Source organism: Chryseobacterium cucumeris (genome assembly GCF_001593385.1).
Classification (GTDB): Bacteria; Bacteroidota; Bacteroidia; order Flavobacteriales; family Weeksellaceae; genus Chryseobacterium; species Chryseobacterium cucumeris.
Genome location: NZ_LUVZ01000034.1, coordinates 303847 through 322333 on the forward strand (window position 1 = coordinate 303847; position 18487 = coordinate 322333).

Genomic DNA, 18487 nt, shown 5'->3' on the forward strand with positions numbered 1-18487 from the left:
ATCATGCTTAAAAGAAAAAAAGAAAGTCCGGAAGCGGGAGGAGAACAGTTATTCCGCAAAATGCCGGGTCAGAAGGAAGTTAATCTGGCTGAAGTAATGGATGGATATTCTAAACTTCTTATTGATGATCCGGTAAGACCATTCAGAGAAGACAAGCTGCAGGCCATTGAAAACAATGTAGATTATGGAATTCTGGCTGCACTGGAGGGTACCTGGGTAAGCTATAATGTCAATTACAATAAAGATGTTCCAAAACCATCATTAGCAAGCGGAGTACACACTACCATCATGCCTTCCCCCGGAACCAATCCAGGAACGATACCTGGAAAATTTGCTTTTACCAGTGAAGAATATATTGAGAAACTGACATTTTCCATCGTTCCCGGAGGAGTACGCAACCGCGGCGGTGCCAGTGAACTTTTCTGCGGAGCAGTTAAATATGAACAAAGCATTAAAAGTGTTAATGCTGTCCCAGGACCAGAGGCCCTGAAATATACACCTATCCACGAAGAAAATGGAATGTACCTATGGCTGAGTGATGTCTATAATCATGCAGCAACGAAAGAATCTATTGAAAGAGACCGTGGTATTCATGCCATTTCAACAGATGATGCTAAATATGGATATACCGGCGAATACAGAGATGAGCCTTTGTTAAGGATAACACCAGACGGAGAAGCCAATCCACAATATATTCTTCAAAGCCAGTTGCAACCGGGACAACCTTATTATGAGATTATTCCGGCACAGGAAATAAAGCCGGGAGCTGGGCTTGACGGTCCTTATTTTATCCCGGACTACTCTATCTCCCGAAGCGGAGTAATTCCTCATGGCAGCACTATTACTTTGCTTGGAGATATCATCCCTCAAAATAAAGATAAAAAAACGTATTATTTAATTGAAGGTTCTCCCCAATTCCCTTACGGTAAAGAGGCCTGGGAAACCAATCATCTTTCAATTTCACGTACAATGGGTAATGCAGGAGTAACTCCCCAGGAAATCATTGATCTTGATCAACCAGCGCCTGAGTGGGTTCATCAAACTCTAGACGATAAGAATGATGAGGGTTCAAACAAAATTTATACCCAGAGGATACTGGCTGATGATTTATATCCTTACTCTGTGCGCCCTGATTTGAGATTAAGAGATACGCTAAGAGGTCAACACGTCAGCAATTATGTTCATGTAAGAATGTCTTCCAAAATGAAAACCGGAGCACAGGGAGGAGTTTTAAATGTTCCTTTTGTCAACCGTTTCGTTCCGACTGTTGAAGTGGATATGGACATGTGGATTGAAACAGTAATTGAAGATGGAAAAGAAATTCTTCAGCTTCAATATGAACAAATTGTATTCTTTGAATTTGATTTCGGGAACGACGGAGGTACTACAAGCTGGCCTCACATTCAGGTTAATACCCTTCGTAAGATACAGGACATTCCTGAGGATCAGAGAAAGGTTATTGAAGAACAGTTTTATAATACCAACGGAAATTCTGATACAGCCTCAGGATGCCCTTATCATAAAGGATAGATTACAGTATCATACAAAAAAAGGGACAATAATTTGCCCCTTTTTTATGTTATTTATAATAGATTTATAGATTATCATGGGTCTGTTCTACCATGAAAGATATTGCCTTTTTGATTTTTTCCCGTCCTTCAGGTGTATTGGTATCTATACCACAGAAAAGGCTGCCATTCAGAGATGCAAACATATTAAGGTAGTACAGTCCTGAAACCATGATGGCCATAATAGAACGGTAGGTATCCATTTTATCTTTGAAACGTGATTCCATTAATAATTTGAAGATATATTCTCCATTTTCTTCCTGAGTATCAATCAGTTTTTTTAATGATTTTCGGGGCTCAGAAATAGTCCACAACAATAGTTTTTGAGCTTCTTTATTGGCGTATACATAATCAAACTGTGAAAGAAGCATATGCTCTATAAATTCTCTGCCTCCATCTTCAAGATTCGGTTTCATCTTTTCCACTTCCTCGCTGGTTACTTTTACCCAGAAGTCCTGGGTACGAACATATTCGTCCATGAGGCCATCCATCCCGCCAAAATAGGTATAGATCATTTTCTTATCTACCCCGGCAGTTGCAGCGATATCATTAATCTTCAATCCTGCATATCCCTTCGTTTTCAGTATTTTTCCTACGGCATCCAAAAACTTTTTCTTGCTGCGTTCCTTATTCCTAATACTACCTGATGCTGACTTTCTTTCCATGACTAAACATTCAATATACAAGTTTAAGGATTTTTTTTATCATTTTAGACACCAACAAGTGTCTAATTTAATCTATTTGTATATATTTGCAAAAACTAAAACCATTCTATATACAAAACACTATTGAAGTTGAAAAATTAAAAACTATTCAGATTGTATCGTTAGTTCCCTCAGTTTAAAATATTTCGAACATCAACGACTGAGGTAAAAACACAACCAACAGCATCATTTTTCTATAGTGATGCTGTTTTTTCATCTCAAAAAAATGGAATGATATTAAATAAAATACTTTTTTATAGATATTTCTTACCACTTATTCTTTTTTAGGAAGCATATACTTTCTATAAAATAGAAATTCTGTTGTATTTACAGGTTAAACCTATTGAAAAAGATTAATTAAAAGAAATTTTTACTCTTACAACAAAAAATAAAATACTGAATTTCAAAACATTAAATAAAATTAAGAAAATTTTTATCATTTTACACACTACACAGTGTCTTATTTTATGTATTTGTACAAACTAAAACCAACTATATATTTTAAAACACTATTAGGTTGAAAAATAAGACAATCAAATTGTATTATTGAGTTCCCATACTTTAAGACAATTTCAAACACGAAACAACTAAGGTAGAAACACAACTTATAGACAGACCATTAGATTTCTAATGGTTTTGTTTTTTTAAAGGAAGTTTAATTTTCAAATTGAAGAATTCTAGAGATTTTCGTAGGTATGATGCAACATGAAAGTAATGGCTTTTTTGATCTGATCCCTTCCCTTAGGCGTGTTGACATCTATCCCACAGAAAATACTTCCATTAAGAGAGGAAAACATATTCAGGTAATAAAGTCCTGAAACCATAATGGCCACAATAGAGCGTACATCTTCAGCATTATCTTTAAAATGTGAATCCATCAAAAGTTTAAAAATATGCTCTCTGTTTTCTTCCTGAGTTTCTGTAAGTTTTTTTAAAGATTTGCGGGGTTCCGATAAACACCAAAGAAGGAATTTTTGCGCTTCTTTACTGGAATAAACATGGTCAAATTGAGATAAAAGCATTTCTTCCATGAAAGACTTCCCTCCATCATCCAATTTGGGCTTTATTTTTTCAATCTCTTTAATGTTTACTTTGCTCCAGTAATCCTGTGACCGGATGTACTCATCAATCAAGCCATCTATACCTTCAAAATAAGAATAAATCATTTTCTTATCCACCCCTGCTGTAGCAGCAATACTATTCACTTTCAAGGCAGTATACCCTTTCGTTCTCAGTATCTTTCCCACTGCATCCAAAAACTTTTTTTTACTGCGTTCCTTGTTCCGTATACTTCCTGCTACAGACTTTCTTTCCATGATAAACTTTCAATCGTACAAGTTTATGAATTTTTTTTCATTTTAGACACTTTTTAGTGTCTAAATTTATATATTTGCATAAACTAATAACCATTTTTATAACAGACAATCAGAGTTGTGAGGTTGAGAGAGATCAGATTGCACCGTTAGTTCCCTCAGTATACGTATTTTACTATTCAATACTGAGGTAAAACATTACTTCAGCAGCATCATTATTTATGTAATGGTGTTGCTTTTAGTAATGATGAAATTTTTAGCGGTCGCTTATCATCTTGTCGTCTTTATATACTTCCATCTATTTTTTACAATTTTATTATTTTCTTATAATGTCGTATTCGTAAGGGTTTTCTTAAGGTTTCGAATTGCTGATCAAAATATTTTTCATTTTTTTAAATTTTTAGACACTGTAAAGTGTCTTATTTTGTATATTTGTTCAAAACTAATAACCATTTTACATAGAAGCACCATTGGAGTTGGAAAAATTAAAAATTTCGAACAAAAGCAACTAAGGTAAAAACACTAAATGCTGCAGCGTCATGAGTTCTCTAATGATGCTGTTTTCATTTAGCGTACGTTATTTTCGTTTTAATGTAGAGAAAATTGTATTTACCGGGAAGCCGGTATTAGAATAGTTGATATGAAGAGAGACTGTCCGTGGACAGTCTCTTATTTTTTAAGGTAGAAGTTATATTAACTTTTTGCTTTTTCGTCTGTAAAAAACTGAAAACCATCCTTCTTCTCAATAAGCTGCATTGGATATAATGAAGGATTATATTCGCCATTCAAAACTTCATTCAGCGCATGTTTTTTGGATTCACCAAATGCAATAGCCAGAATATGATCCGCGTTATTGATAATAGGAGCAGTCAACGTGATTCTGAACATTTCCTGAGGCTTAAGATAATAGGCAGACACCCATTTTTCTTTTTCATTTAAAACTTCTTCTCCCGGAAATAATGAAGCAGTATGACCGTCATCACCCATTCCCAGCAGGATAAAATCAAAAACACCTTCATCGCCAAGAACAGTTCTGATCTGCTGCTCATAAGCTTTAGCATAGTCTTCAGGAGTTATTCCTTCAGCATACATAGGAAAGATATGATTTTGATCTACCGGAACCTGATTAAGAAGTGCCTCATCCGTCATCCGGAAGTTGCTTTTATCATCGTTTAAAGGAACCCATCTTTCATCTACCCAAAAAAAGTAGACTTTATTCCATTCTATCTGTTCTTTATATTCCGGTGTTGCCAGTAATTTGAAAATGGCTTTAGGTGAAGAACCTCCACTTAACGCCACAACAAAACGGTCTTTTTTCTGAATAGATTTTTTTGAAAGGTCAACAAATGCATCTGCAGCCTTTTTGTACAGTTTTTCCAGATCGTCAAATACTGTAATATTCATTTTTTTGTCTGTTTAAATTTATATTGTTTTATACCCAGCTATGCCCTTGTCTTTCCACCAAAGCATTAACGTCTTCCGGCCCCCAGCCTCCTGCTTTATAATTCGGGAAAGATAAATCTTTATTGTTTTCCCAGGCTTCCTGGATAGTTGTGACAACATCCCAGGCTTCTTCCACCTGATCGGAACGCATAAATAAAGTAAGATCTCCTAAAAGAGCATCCTGTAACAAGGTTTCATAAGCTTCCGGAGTATCTTCTTTACAGGCAAAATTATCAAAAATCATTTCTGCAGGTTTCAAATCCAGTGTCAGTCCAGGTTTTTTGGTCATGAACTGCAGCCTGATATCCATCATGGGCTGAATATTAATAATAAGCCTGTTTGCTGATAAATGATGCGGACTGTCTGAGAACGTTGAATGAGGAAGCGGTTTAAACTGGATGGTAATGTAAGAATGCTTTTCTTTCATTTTCTTTCCGGTACGGACATAGAAAGGAACATCCTGCCATCTTTCGTTATCCAGATAAAATTTGATGGCTGCAAAAGTCTCTGTATTGGAATCCGAAGCAATTCCATCTTCCTGGCGGTAGCCTTTCACTTCCACTCCGTTTATGATTCCTTTGGCATACTGACCTCTTACCGCATAATGATCAACCTGATCGGAAGATATTCTACGGATAGATTTCAGAACATCAACTTTCCGGTCTCTGATTTCACCAGACTGCAATGAAGCCGGTGGTTCCATAGCCACCATACAGAGAATCTGCAACAGGTGGTTCTGAATCATATCCCTTAATGCTCCTGTCTGTTCATAGAAAGCTCCTCTTGTCTCTACCCCAACTTCTTCCGCTACTGTAATCTGTACAGATTCTATGTATTTATGATCCCATAACGGTTCAAAAATTGAGTTTCCAAACCTGAATGCTAATATATTCTGTACTGTTTCTTTCCCCAGATAGTGGTCAATACGATAAATCTGTTCTTCTTCAAAAGTTTTAGCCAAAAGACTGTTCAATTCAATGGCTGACTGTTTATTATGACCAAAAGGTTTTTCAATAATAATGCGATCTCTTTTCGGATCAGAAGCCAATGATGTCGTTTTGATATGATTGGATATCGTGGTAATAAAATTAGGTCCGATGGATAAGTAAAATAACCTGTTTGCTCTTATCCCATACACGGAATCAAAATCCTGCAATTTTTGCTGTAAATTCTGATAAGAACTTTCTTCATCCAGCTGATGCTGAAAGTAAGTAATATGAGCCTGAAAACCTGCCCAGTCTTCAGAAGTTACTTTTTTTCTTGAGAAACTTTCAAGGTTTTCTCTGATATAATTTCTGAATTTTTCGTTGGTATTTTCTGCCCTTCCCAATGCTACAATATTAAAGCCTTTGGGCATTCTGCCATCGATATATAAGTTATAAAATGCCGGAAAAAGTTTTCTTTTTGCCAGATCTCCTGTAGCACCAAAAATAACGATAGTTGTTGGCTGCAAGATTCTATTTTGATTCATTTCTTCCGAATTTTTAATTGTTTGCACTTTGCCAAGAAGTATGGAAAACTCCCTCTCTGTCAATACGCTGATACGTATGAGCTCCGAAATAATCACGCTGAGCCTGGATCAGATTCACAGGAAGAGATTCTGTAGTATAGGCATCAAAATATCCCAAAGCCGTCTGGATTCCCAAACTTGAGATTCCGTTGGCAACGGCATATCCTGCTGTTTTTCTTAAAGCTTTGATTTTTGATTTTACCAGTTCTGAAATTTCTTTATCAAGCAGAATATTAGAAAGGTTAGGATTTTGGGTATACGCTGAATAGAATTTTTCCAGCAATACTGAACGGATAATACATCCTCCTCTCCAGATTTTCACAACATCTTTCAATGGAATTTCAAAGCCGTATTCTTCAGATGCTTTTACCAGTAAAGATAAACCTTGTGCATAGCTGATTAAGGTAGAAAGGAAAAGCGCATCGCCTACTTCCTTAATGAATAATTCTGTATTTTCCGGCTTTGTAATTTCGTTATCGGCATATATTTTTGAAGCCTGAACTCTTTCGGTTTTATAGGCAGATAAAATTCTTGAAGTTACAGCAATATCAATAGTAGGAATAGAAACTCCTATTTCCATAGCCTGCTCAGAAGTCCATTTCCCTGTTCCTTTCGCTCCTGCCTTATCTAAAATCTGATCTACAAGATAGCTATCTGTTAATGAGTCTTTTTGGGTAAAGATATCTCTGGTGATTTCAATAAGGAATGAGTTCATTTCACCATTATTCCATTCTTTGAAAACCTGATGGAGCTGTTCGTTATTTAGACCTGCTCCTCTTTTAAGAAGATCATAAGCTTCACTGATCAGCTGCATAATTGCATATTCAATACCGTTATGTACCATTTTCACATAGTTTCCGGCAGATCCTTTTCCCATGTATGCTGTACATGCTTCGTTATCTACTTTTGCAGCAATAGCTTCCAGCATTGGTTTCAGAAGTTTGAAGGCTTCCGGATCACCTCCCGGCATTATACTTGGTCCTTTTCTGGCCCCTTTTTCACCTCCTGACACTCCCATTCCCATAAAATGCAGTTTTTTGGATGCCAGATCAGCCACACGTCTGTTGGTATCTTCAAAATAAGAATTCCCTGCATCAATCACGATATCACCTTCACTTAAAAGTGGGGTAATATTTTCCAGCACAGCATCTACAGGTTTTCCTGCAGGAACCATAAGAATAATTTTTCTTGGAACTTCCAGTGCGGATACGAAATCTTCTAAAGAGCCTGTACCTTTTACCTTCATTTCTGAAGCAGCTCCGCCTTCTAATTCTTTCACTTTTTCCTGATCAAGGTCGAATCCTGCGATTGAAAACCCGTTGTCAGCAATATTATAAAGCAGATTCCGCCCCATTACTCCAAGGCCAACCATCCCATAACTATATCTTTCCATTATATTGGTATTAATATGAATTTTGTTATACAGACAATAAAATTACGGAAATGCCTATTATGAAAAAAATAAAAGGAAATAAAAAGTTGAGAGCACTTTTGTTTTTCTCTCATTTATAAGGCCCTAATATTCACATTTTCACATGATTTTGTGTTTACAGAATAAAATTCGATCATTAATATGGGAATGATCTATTAAAACAGTCTGTTTTTTGGCATAATTAAACTTATATTTGCCAAAATTTATAAAGTAATGAACTATAAACTTGAACTCAACACTCAGGAGCCTAATTCTAAAATCGTTTTTAATAATATCATATTTGATTCGTTCAAGATTAATATAGTTGAAAGATATATCGGGTCAATGAAGGCTCGTCCTACATTATGCGAGGTTTTATTTAAAGTAAGAACTTTAGATAATGTCATTATCAACAGAAAAGACGGTAATATAAGAGTAAAGATAAAGGGTGATGATTTTGAAACATATCAGAAATTATCCAGAGACCTGAACTCTTATGAATACAAAAACAAACTGATTAACAGAAAAGAGGTGGAACAGAATTATGTTCATTTCATCCTGAGTTTAGTAATTACAAATTATCAGCTTAATTAAGCTGTTCCGGGCATTCTCCTTCTATCATTTTGCAGAGGGAGAATGTTCAGAAAACAATACACAGAAATCAACCGGTTTTTAATTAAAAACGGCAAGTTATACTGAGCGTTCTATTTTGATTCTCAGCCATTTCGAGCTGGAAATATTTAAAAAAGTATAGTTTAAATCAAATTATTCGTTATTACGTAGGATATTGCCTCGATGATATTCTTCACTCCAATTCTCTCAAACAATTTGCTTCTGTGAAACTTTATGGTACTTGGTGACACAAACAATTGTTCTGCAATTTCTTCTATTTTTAATCCCTGAAGATAAAGCCGTATTATTTCTATTTCCCTTAATTTTAGGGCAACTTTAGATTCTTCTGTCCATTTTCCAGTGAAGAGATTATACTTCCAATAGGTTTCTGAGGTATTAGAAACGATCCTGATATTTCCCGCAGACCGGTTAAGAGAATAGGACACTACACAGACTATTTTGGAGATTTCTCCATCATCAAAGAGTTCTATAGGTGTAATCTTATGATTGACAAGCACATCTACACTGTTGGCATATTTAAGATGAAAATCATAGGTAATGGTATGTACTTTTTTTTCTTCAGGTGAAAGGCATTCAAAAAACTTTAATCCGTTAGTACTTACTTTCTTTAATATGTCAAGATCTGCCTTCTTGGTGTATTTACGAAAAAAATTATAACCCATCTTTTCAACTTCAGCAGCACTTAAACCAGAAAAAAGAAGAGGATTCTCAGAAATAAACTCTAATTTTCTTGTTTTAAGATCTGCAATATAAACACAGCCCAGACTGGTTTCCGATACCGCTTTTAGTACATTAAGATACTTCTCTGATGCCTTTCCGGCATATAATGAATTATTTTTATCACTCATATTTTTGACATGATAATAAGATATAAAACTTTTTTATTAGGTGACTTTTGCAAACATATTCATAATTAAGCTAAATAAAAAATCTATCAAAACTTAATTATAATTAAACTAAAAACTATAAATCATTTATTTTGATAATAAAAAAATCTATACAACTTCATTTTATTACATTTTCAATACCCGGAAAATTACATTTCCGCACTTGTAGGGAGATAAAAAAATAGAAAGAATGGAAGAAAAATATTTATATAAATCATTATTTTTAAATAAAACTTGTATTTTTCTGTTTTGAAAGCATTTTGGGAAGATCAGTTTCTTATTAATTCATCAATCTTTGATTTAAAACTATACAAAAGTATAGTCATATTAAGTTTTTATTAAATTATTTTTACCCAAGTCACAATCATAAAAACTAAACTAAGAAAACTATATAAAAATGAAAGAAATCAAAATACATTAAAAAATACAACAACCCATGCAGTAAAGTGAGTGATTTTTATAAAAAAATATAAAAAGACCACACCTCTGCAGCTGCCATTATTCCCACCTACTTAGACCCTACTACTTTTCTGTTTATCCGTTGATCACTTTTTATAAAAAGAGGTGATAAGGAAACATGATAATACACTTTAAACCAATTATTGTCTCTGTGATTGAAAAACAGAGGATTTTTCTATTGATTTCTGAACCAAATCTATAGAAGGATTCCCTATTTCTTTCGAAGAAGAACTTAAGTAAATTGAATAACAGACTCTAACTTAAAATGAAACTATATGAGAAAAATTCTACCCATTATCTTATTTTTAATGACTTTTGCACATGCCCGGGGGCAAACCTGTGCACCAGTTCCAGTGCCGTTCTTACAGTCATTCAGTAGTGGAGCACTTCCCACATGCTGGATCAGCCAAAACCCCTCTTCCACTTCTACAAACGCTAATGTTAAGTGGAAATTTTCCGGATCAGCCGGATATGGAGCCACCGGAAACGGAGGGAAACCTGCCGGAACTTTTGCATGGGTTGATGCATCTTCACCTTATGCAGGTGAACACACAGTTGAACTGATAAGCCCTCAGATCAACTTAGCGGGGTTAACCAATCCTTATATCAAATTTGAATGGTTTAAAGACCATTTAACCGGACTCAACGGTACAGTACCTGCTGCCGACAACAATCAGCTAAAACTTGCTGTAAATAACGGCTCCGGATGGATACAGGTCTGGTCTGGTGATACCAATTCTCCTGAATGGAGAACAGTTGGTGTTCCTCTGGCAGCAAGCTATGTGGGTGCAACCATTCAATTAAAATTTACCGTTGATAAGGATGTAGCAGGAAATGGTGATTTTTATGATGATGTATTATTAGATGAAGTTCAGGTAATACAAGCTCCTACATGTTTTGAACCTGTTACTCTGCCTGTATCTAATATTGCACCTACTTCTGCAACACTGAACTGGGCTGCTCCCCTTGCTCCTGCACCAGCTCCGGCCAATGGCTATGAATATTATTACAGTACAAACAGTACCCCTCCTGCAGCTGCAACACCAGGCATACCCAATCCCGGAACAAGTGCTAACATCAGCTCTCTGACTTCGGGTGCTACCTATTACTGGTGGATAAGATCTGTCTGTTCTGCAACGGATAAATCACCATGGGTTGCAGGCGCTCCTTTTACTCCAGGGCAGATTGGAGGAGGTACGGCTACTCATGCTTTTTTACCTGTATATTCCTGTTCAGGATTTAATTATTCCCAACAGATTTATTTGGCTTCAGAGATTGGAGCCGCAGTAGGAACCAATAATTATATAACAGCCATCAGGTTTTTTGTTTCCACAACTGCAGCAACCCAAGCTAATTACAATCAATGGGTAGTGTATATGGGGAATACTTCACAAACAGATTTTGCAACCACTTCAAGCTGGATCTCTACCCCATCTTTAACACAGGTATATTCTGGCACTTTACCGGCAATGGTAGCTGGGACATGGGTTGAAATTCCTCTAAGCACACCATTCTTATGGGATGGTGTAAGCAATGTAGTGATAGGTGTTGATGAAAATTCAACAGGAACATCATGTACCGCCAACTGGGGAAGTTATTCTGCAGGAAATAACCGTGGGATGATTTATTACAATTCAACGACCAATCCGGATCCGGCAAATCTTCCAACTGCAACAAGCAGATATGCTGTATTACCGAGGTTACAATTGACAGGAACAACGTTACCAAGTTGTACCAACACTCCTCCAGCCAATATTGCAGTAAATAATATTACAGCAACTTCAGCCAATGTTACCTGGACTGCCACAGCCAATGCCACATATGTTGTAAGATACAGAATACCTCCTTCCCTTACGTGGCAAACAATCAATGTAACAACTCCTTTTACTAATAGTGTAACGCTTACCTCTTTAACTGAACAGACCCAATACGAGGTAGAGATTGCAACCATTTGTGGAACGCAAGGGACATTTTCTGCTCCTGTAGGTTTTACAACACCTGCACTGACTTACTGTAATGGAGCAACGGCAACAGTTACGAACGGTTATATCAACAATATCACCATGATTGGTACGAATGTACCTTTAACCAGTAATAACTCAGGGCCAACAACGTATACGGATTATTCTACAGATCCTACAAAGACCATTACACTCCTGAGAAATTCAGTTAACAATACACTGTCTGTAGGAAGGTCAATTATATCAGGAACTTATTCTACCAATGCATGGATAGATTTTAACGGGGATGGTATTTTTGATAATAATCCGGCAACGAGTCCCGGAGGAGAAAGAATCATGAATCTTGGCTATTCAAGCACCACTCCCGTTACTGCTACATTTGATGTTCCTGCCAATGCCTATCTGGGAACAAGTAAAGTGAAAATGCGTGTTATTGTATATTCTCTCACTCCAGCCAATGCCTGCGGACCTTTCACCAGCAATGGAGAAGTGGAAGATTATTATGTAAAATTTATAGATTTACAGCCTTGTACTACAGCTGCTCCTACTACTATTGCGGTGAATAACCTTACTCATAATTCTGCCTATGTATCATGGATTCCTACTGCTAATGCTACTTATATTATCAGATGGAGACAAGGAAGTACAGGAGCATGGCTTCCATCTGCAACAGGACAGACACTTCCGGCAGGACAAAGCTTTTATACCATAACAGGACTCACCGAGCAAACCGGATATCAGGTGCAAATTGCAACCATCTGTAATGGAAACCAGGGAGTTTTTTCTCCAAGCGTAAGTTTTACAACTCCACCGTTAACGTATTGTAGTATGACCGGAACAGGAATTAACGATTACATTTCAAATGTGAAAGTTACCCCTGTCAACTTCCCGGTAATGGATAACCCATCAGTTCAAACAAATTATATCAGTTACACATCTGCTGCTACCCTTATTAATCTTGAAATCGGTTCTCAGGGAAATCAACTGTCAGTCTCTAAAGAATGGGCAGGAACTCAATATGCCGATGCTGTCAATGCATGGATCGATTGGAACAGAGATGGAGTTTTCACAGATGCTGAGAAAATAATGACGTCTGCTGCCAGCACCACCACTCCAATAACAGCAACTTTTGATGTTCCTTCAACAGGAGTTTATACAGGATCTTTAACAACAACGATGAGAGTGGTAATGAAACGAACCAGTGCTCCTGTAATGTGTGCAGATGCAGCCAATGGTGAAGTAGAAGATTATGCGGTAAGATTAAGACCATGCAGTAATGCAACACCCGGAAATCCCGTATTCACCAATATTACCCATAACTCTGTAAATATCAACTGGACAACTGCTACTAATAATAATGCTTTTATTTTAGAATACAGACCTGTTACAAACCCTGTTTCTGCATGGGTTGCTTTAAACCTTTCTGTTTTAGGAGGGAATCCACCTGTAACAATCAACGCTTTAACTCCTGCTACGACTTATGAGGTAAGAATTGCAGCGGTTTGTGGCGGTACAGGAATCGGAGTTTACACGCCTATTAAAACATTTACAACGAGATGTGATCCTACTCCACCATTTGTAACGATAAGTAATGTAACGTCAAACTCAGCTTTGATCACCTGGAATCCGGTTGTTCCAAGTGCCTCTTATATTTTAAGATGGCGTGAAGTAGGTACCGGCCCATGGAATACACCAACGATCCCTCAACCACCTGCAAATTCATACACGATTCAAAATCTTGATTCATTTAAAACGTATGAAGTACAGGTTGCCAATATCTGTAATGGAGAAACAACAGCCAATCCGTGGTCTAATCCAAAAGTATTTACCACAGAAAGAATATGTGAAATTCCTCCTCCGGGGCTTATGATCACTCAGATTATGCCAACAACGGCAGAGGTTGTATGGGATCCTTTTCCGGGAGCCACTTATATACTGAAGTACAGAAAAGTAGGTATTCCGAGCTGGACAGAGGTTGTAGTTCCTACAAATACTTACACCATTACGGGTTTGCTGGAGCTCACTAAATACGAAATGCAGGTAGCCAATATCTGTAACGGAGTACCGGGAAATTTTACAAAACTGTATTATTTTACAACTCCAACCGTCATCTACTGCCCGATGTCAGCAGCCAATTCTACAACAGAATTTATTTCAAAGGTTACTGTAAAACCAAATGGCAATAAGGAAATGATTAATGAATCTCTTGCCTCTACGTATTCAAATTTCACAGGAAATCCTTTAAAGTTTATTGATTTAATTCAAGGATCAAAAGGTAATCAGATTACCATTGATAAAACTTTAAGTTCAGGAACTAACGCTGGTGTTGCAGTCTGGATCGATTTCAACAGAAACGGAGAATTTGACATCAATGAAAGAATTCTGGCAGACGGACCTAATGGAACCCCAACAGCAAGTACAACTTTCTCTGTTCCTGACAATGCCTTCATAAGTATGACAGATTATAAATATGTTGTGATGAGAGTCGCTTTACAGAAGGATGGTATTCCTGTGAACTGTACGAATTTCAAAGAAGGTGAGGTGGAAGATTATACGGTCAGAATATCTAAACAACCTGTACCAAACTCTCTAAATCAGGCAGATATCCACATTTATCCCAACCCGGTAAGTTCAGTATTGTATGTAAAAAACATAAGCTTCAAAGCTCAATATAAAATTTACAGTGCTGCCGGAAGATTGATATCAAGTGGAATCATTCTGAACAATGCTATTGATGTGAGCAATCTTATCCACGGGATGTATATGATCGAGATAGAAGATGGAGGAATAACCGTTCAGAAGAAGTTTATTAAAGAATCCTAATCTCTTTTGTCAATGAAATTTCAATTTTTAGAATCAAAATTCTGTAATTCATGAAAAACATTATATTTAGTTTATTATTTATCCTAATGAGCATTCCTATTTCGGCTCAAAGGGATACAGACCATTGGTTTGCACCTTATTACGCCTCCACAAGTTATACGCAGGCATTATATCTGTCTACCGACTCTGCCACCCCTTTTGTTGTTACAATTAATAATAACAATACTCCGATTGGCACTGTCACAATCAGCAAAAATGCTCCGCAAACCTTTGTTGTACCCATATCTGCTATCGCCGCCAATGTTACATCAGACGCTTATAGTGTTATCACTAAAGGGTTACATGTACAAGGGACAAAGCCGTTCTACTGTTCATTAAGAATAGTAAGCAACACTACACACGCCGAAATTATAACCAGTAAAGGGAAAGCCGGGATTGGTAAAGAGTTTTACGTGGCCGGAACTCCTACAACCTCATCACTTACCGGATATAATTTCACAGCAGGAATACTGGCTACAGAAAACAATACTGTAGTAACTGCTACATGGAGTGGAAACGTGACGTTCTTTGGAGCAGCACCAGCTACCAATACACAGACTATTACTCTTAATAAAGGACAGTCTTTTATTTTTGCAGGAGGTCCTGGAACGGGAGGTCAAAACCAGTCTGCTTTTATTGGAGCCAAAATTGTTTCCGACAAACCCATTACGCTTACCAATGGAAATGTCAATGGAAATTTTGGAAATAATACAAGTTCCGGATCTGATGCCATCCTTGATCAATCTGTACCAACAGAAAGGCTTGGAAGTACTTTTGCCATGGTAAGAACCAGATCTTCCTCTGATGATCTGGAAGGAGGTATCATTATTGGAACGGAAGACCATACCCAGATATTCATTAATGGTTCTACTACACCTATCGCAACGATCAACAGTGGTGATTTTTACAGGATCACAGGAAACAATTATGTTCAGCAGGGAAATTCCGGACATTTTAATATGTTTATAACGACTTCAAAAAATGTTTATCTGTATCAATTGGTTTCAGTAAATAACAGCAGTGCTACCTGTGGTTACAACTACATCCCACCATTAAACTGTTTTTTACCCAGAAAAATTGATGAAATCGGAAAGATCAATGAAATGCCAACCGGCACAGGTACCACAAGTACTGTTCCGAACGGAACTGTAGTAAAACTGAATATTTTAACTGAAGCGGGAGCCAATGTAACCGTAAACGGAGTTCCGCCACTCGCTTCAGAAGGTCCTTTTCCCTTAACAGGTAATAACAGCTGGGTAACGTATGCCATCCCTTCTATCACCGGAAATGTAACGGTTATTTCGGATAAAGCTGTAACTGCAGGGATTAATGGAGGATACAGCACGTCCGGATATGGAGGATATTTTGCAGGGTTCTCTTCTATTCCATTAATTGCAAAACAGACAGGAGAATGTATTCCTGGTATTGTTTTGGAAGTGGATGACAGCTATGATAGCTATCAGTGGTATTTGAATGGCAATCCTATTACAGGAGCCAATGCAAATACTTACACCCCTCTGGTTTCCGGAAATTATACCGTAAAAATAGCAGTAGGATCTTGTACTCCGGCCATCACCCCGGTTTACAAAGTGTTTACATGTCTTGAAGAGTCTACTAAAGCAATGACTGTCTGCGAAGGCTATCAGGCTATAGTCCCTCAGTTTACCAATTCAACTCAAAGTTATGTTCCGAGTACAGTAACTATTATTACACCTCCGGCAAACGGTACCGCAACCATTGATCCGGCGGGAGTAATTACTTATGTTCCTAATTTCGGCTATATGGGTACAGACACTATTGTTTATAAGTTTTGTGGAAACAATCCTGATTTTACAGATTGTGAACAGGTAACCTTAACCTTAACGGTTTCTGAAAGCCCTATCGTTAAAGATGCTGCTCTAAGATCTTGTTTTGAACCATCTAATCCTGTACTGGGTGTATTCAACTTAACCTCAGCAGGAGTAAACGTACAACCTGGAACTATTAAACAATATTATCCTTCTCCTGCTGATGCCCATAACGGAACCAATGAAATTCTGACTCCAGCTAATTATACAGCACCAGACGGAGTGGTTTATATTAAGGTAAGCAATGCCAACGGATGTTACAAAATTGCCGAAGTAACGCTTACCGTTATCCCTCCTACCTATTCAGAGGTACTAAAGGATAAAATTATCTGTATGGAAAATACCACCACACTGGATGCCGGCCCCGGATATACTTCTTATCTATGGAGTACGGGAGCAACAACACCATCCATCAGCAATGTGGGAGTGGGAACTTATTGGGTAGATCTGAAAACGAGAGAATGTACGACAAGACAAACCGTAAAGGTTTATCCATCAGAAAATCCTGTAATTTCAGATATTAACATCAGCAATAATACGGTTACCCTGACTGCCATTGGAGGAACAACACCTTATCAGTATTCGATGGATAATATCAACTGGCAGAATGAAAATGTATTTACCAATGTTCCGCGTGGCAGCAATACTTTTTATGTAAAAGATGCTTATAACTGTACTCCTGTAGAGGTAGAAATTACAGTTCCCAATCTTATTAATATCATTACGCCTAATGGTGATGGAATAAATGATGTACTGGATTATTCTGCTTTGGCCGGGAAACCTAATTTCACATTCAGTATTTATGACCGATATGGAAGCAAGATCCACGAAGGAAGCAAATTAAACGGATATCAATGGGATGGCAGCATTGGCGGCAAGAAAGTATCTACCGGCAACTACTGGTTTGATATGGGCTGGAATGAGACCAACAAAAAACAGACTCCGATAAAATATACGGGATGGATCATGGTAAAAAACAGAAATTAATTAAACATTTAAATATCAATTTTAATTATGAAAAAGCTATTATATATATTTCTCGTGTTCTTTTCAGGTATGCTCATCGCACAGAAAAACACCTATGTAAAGTTTGCTGTTTACAATAACACCATCGGAACTGCCAGTATGTTTGATCTTTATAAGGACAGTATTGAAAAGGTAAACGTTTTTAAAACCAAAGCCAGTTTACCTCCTCATTTAAAGAAGTTTGATTATCTGGCTGATAACGGCCTAATAGAAATAAAGTTTAAAAAAAATGCCGGCTATCCAGATAGTTTATCTCTGGAAATGTTGAATGAGCAGAACAATCTGCCCAAAGACAGACCTGTATTTATTGAAGGATATCAGTTTAATGATACCACTACCTTAGTTTATAATGAAATGATTGACAACATTGAACTTATAGATTCCAACGGACAGAAAAACATCCATATTTCAACTATAAGAAATTAATTACTGATATCAATCGGAAGTTAATTTAAAAGCAGAGACTATTTCGAAATGAAATAGTCTCTGTTGCTTTTCACAATATTCTTAATCTTTATTTCAATAGTTTTGAAAAACATATCTAAATGTCTATATCACCGGGATATTCAGTTTTTTCCTTAGATTGTATTTCTTGGTCTGCACAGTTCTTACTGAGGTGTGGGTATATTCAGCAATATCTTAATTACAATATGAATACTATCCTACTACCACACCACTGAAACCACCTACGTATCACATACACAACATAGCAAAAGCGCAAACAAAAACCATTTAAATTACAGAATTACCAATTACTTTTGTCCGAAAATTATTCTATGCTTTTATATAAAGTAGAAAATTGATCAAAGTTTAAAAGATAGCCCATTATAAAATCTTATCACATAACCCCTAAAAACCCCATA

The 18487-nt window shown here is 36.9% G+C and carries 11 protein-coding genes; 5 read left to right on the plus strand and 6 right to left on the minus strand.

Annotated elements, in window-relative coordinates; all coding sequences use genetic code 11:
- Nucleotides 1-3: 3 nt before the first annotated feature.
- Nucleotides 4-1530: a peroxidase, FMP-type gene (locus A1704_RS16590; RefSeq protein WP_062675192.1), complete on the plus strand. Its 1527-nt coding sequence runs from the start codon at nt 4-6 to the stop codon at nt 1528-1530.
- 64 nt (nt 1531-1594) lie between these two features.
- On the opposite strand, the gene A1704_RS16595 is transcribed toward A1704_RS16590, so the two are convergent.
- From A1704_RS16595 to gndA, 5 genes are all read right to left on the minus strand, one after another.
- On the minus strand, nt 1595-2233 hold the full coding sequence (locus tag A1704_RS16595) for a TetR/AcrR family transcriptional regulator (RefSeq protein ID WP_062675193.1): 639 nt from the start codon (nt 2231-2233) through the stop codon (nt 1595-1597).
- A gap of 716 nt (nt 2234-2949) precedes the next feature.
- Nucleotides 2950-3588: a TetR/AcrR family transcriptional regulator gene (locus A1704_RS16600; protein WP_062675194.1), complete on the minus strand. Its 639-nt coding sequence runs from the start codon at nt 3586-3588 to the stop codon at nt 2950-2952.
- Between the two features lie 690 nt (nt 3589-4278).
- The gene (gene pgl / locus A1704_RS16605; protein WP_062675195.1) at nt 4279-4989 is read right to left on the minus strand and encodes a 6-phosphogluconolactonase; all 711 of its coding nucleotides are present in this window, start codon (nt 4987-4989) and stop codon (nt 4279-4281) included.
- Nucleotides 4990-5017: 28 nt separating this feature from the next.
- Entirely contained in the window at nt 5018-6499 is a 1482-nt protein-coding gene (gene zwf / locus A1704_RS16610) for a glucose-6-phosphate dehydrogenase (RefSeq protein ID WP_062675308.1), read from the minus strand.
- 13 nt (nt 6500-6512) lie between these two features.
- Nucleotides 6513-7931, minus strand: a complete 1419-nt coding sequence (gene gndA, locus A1704_RS16615; RefSeq protein ID WP_062675196.1) for an NADP-dependent phosphogluconate dehydrogenase — start codon at nt 7929-7931, stop codon at nt 6513-6515.
- Nucleotides 7932-8183: 252 nt separating this feature from the next.
- Here gndA and A1704_RS16620 point away from each other — a divergent pair, with 252 nt between their 5' ends.
- Entirely contained in the window at nt 8184-8543 is a 360-nt protein-coding gene (locus A1704_RS16620) for a hypothetical protein (protein ID WP_034696561.1), read from the plus strand.
- Nucleotides 8544-8704: 161 nt separating this feature from the next.
- Here the strand turns inward: A1704_RS16620 and A1704_RS16625 are convergent, their stop codons facing one another.
- Entirely contained in the window at nt 8705-9430 is a 726-nt protein-coding gene (locus A1704_RS16625) for a response regulator transcription factor (protein WP_062675197.1), read from the minus strand.
- A gap of 773 nt (nt 9431-10203) precedes the next feature.
- Between A1704_RS16625 and A1704_RS16630 the strand changes: the two genes are divergently transcribed.
- From A1704_RS16630 to A1704_RS16640, 3 genes are read left to right on the plus strand one after another with little or no spacing between them, the layout of a single operon-like run.
- A complete protein-coding gene (locus A1704_RS16630) occupies nt 10204-14712 on the plus strand; it encodes a GEVED domain-containing protein (protein ID WP_082798808.1) in 4509 nt (1502 codons plus the stop codon).
- A 50-nt stretch (nt 14713-14762) separates the two neighbouring features.
- On the plus strand, nt 14763-17585 hold the full coding sequence (locus A1704_RS16635) for a T9SS type B sorting domain-containing protein (RefSeq protein ID WP_062675199.1): 2823 nt from the start codon (nt 14763-14765) through the stop codon (nt 17583-17585).
- Nucleotides 17586-17612: 27 nt separating this feature from the next.
- Entirely contained in the window at nt 17613-18050 is a 438-nt protein-coding gene (locus A1704_RS16640) for a hypothetical protein (RefSeq protein ID WP_065119658.1), read from the plus strand.
- Nucleotides 18051-18487: the final 437 nt, after the last annotated feature.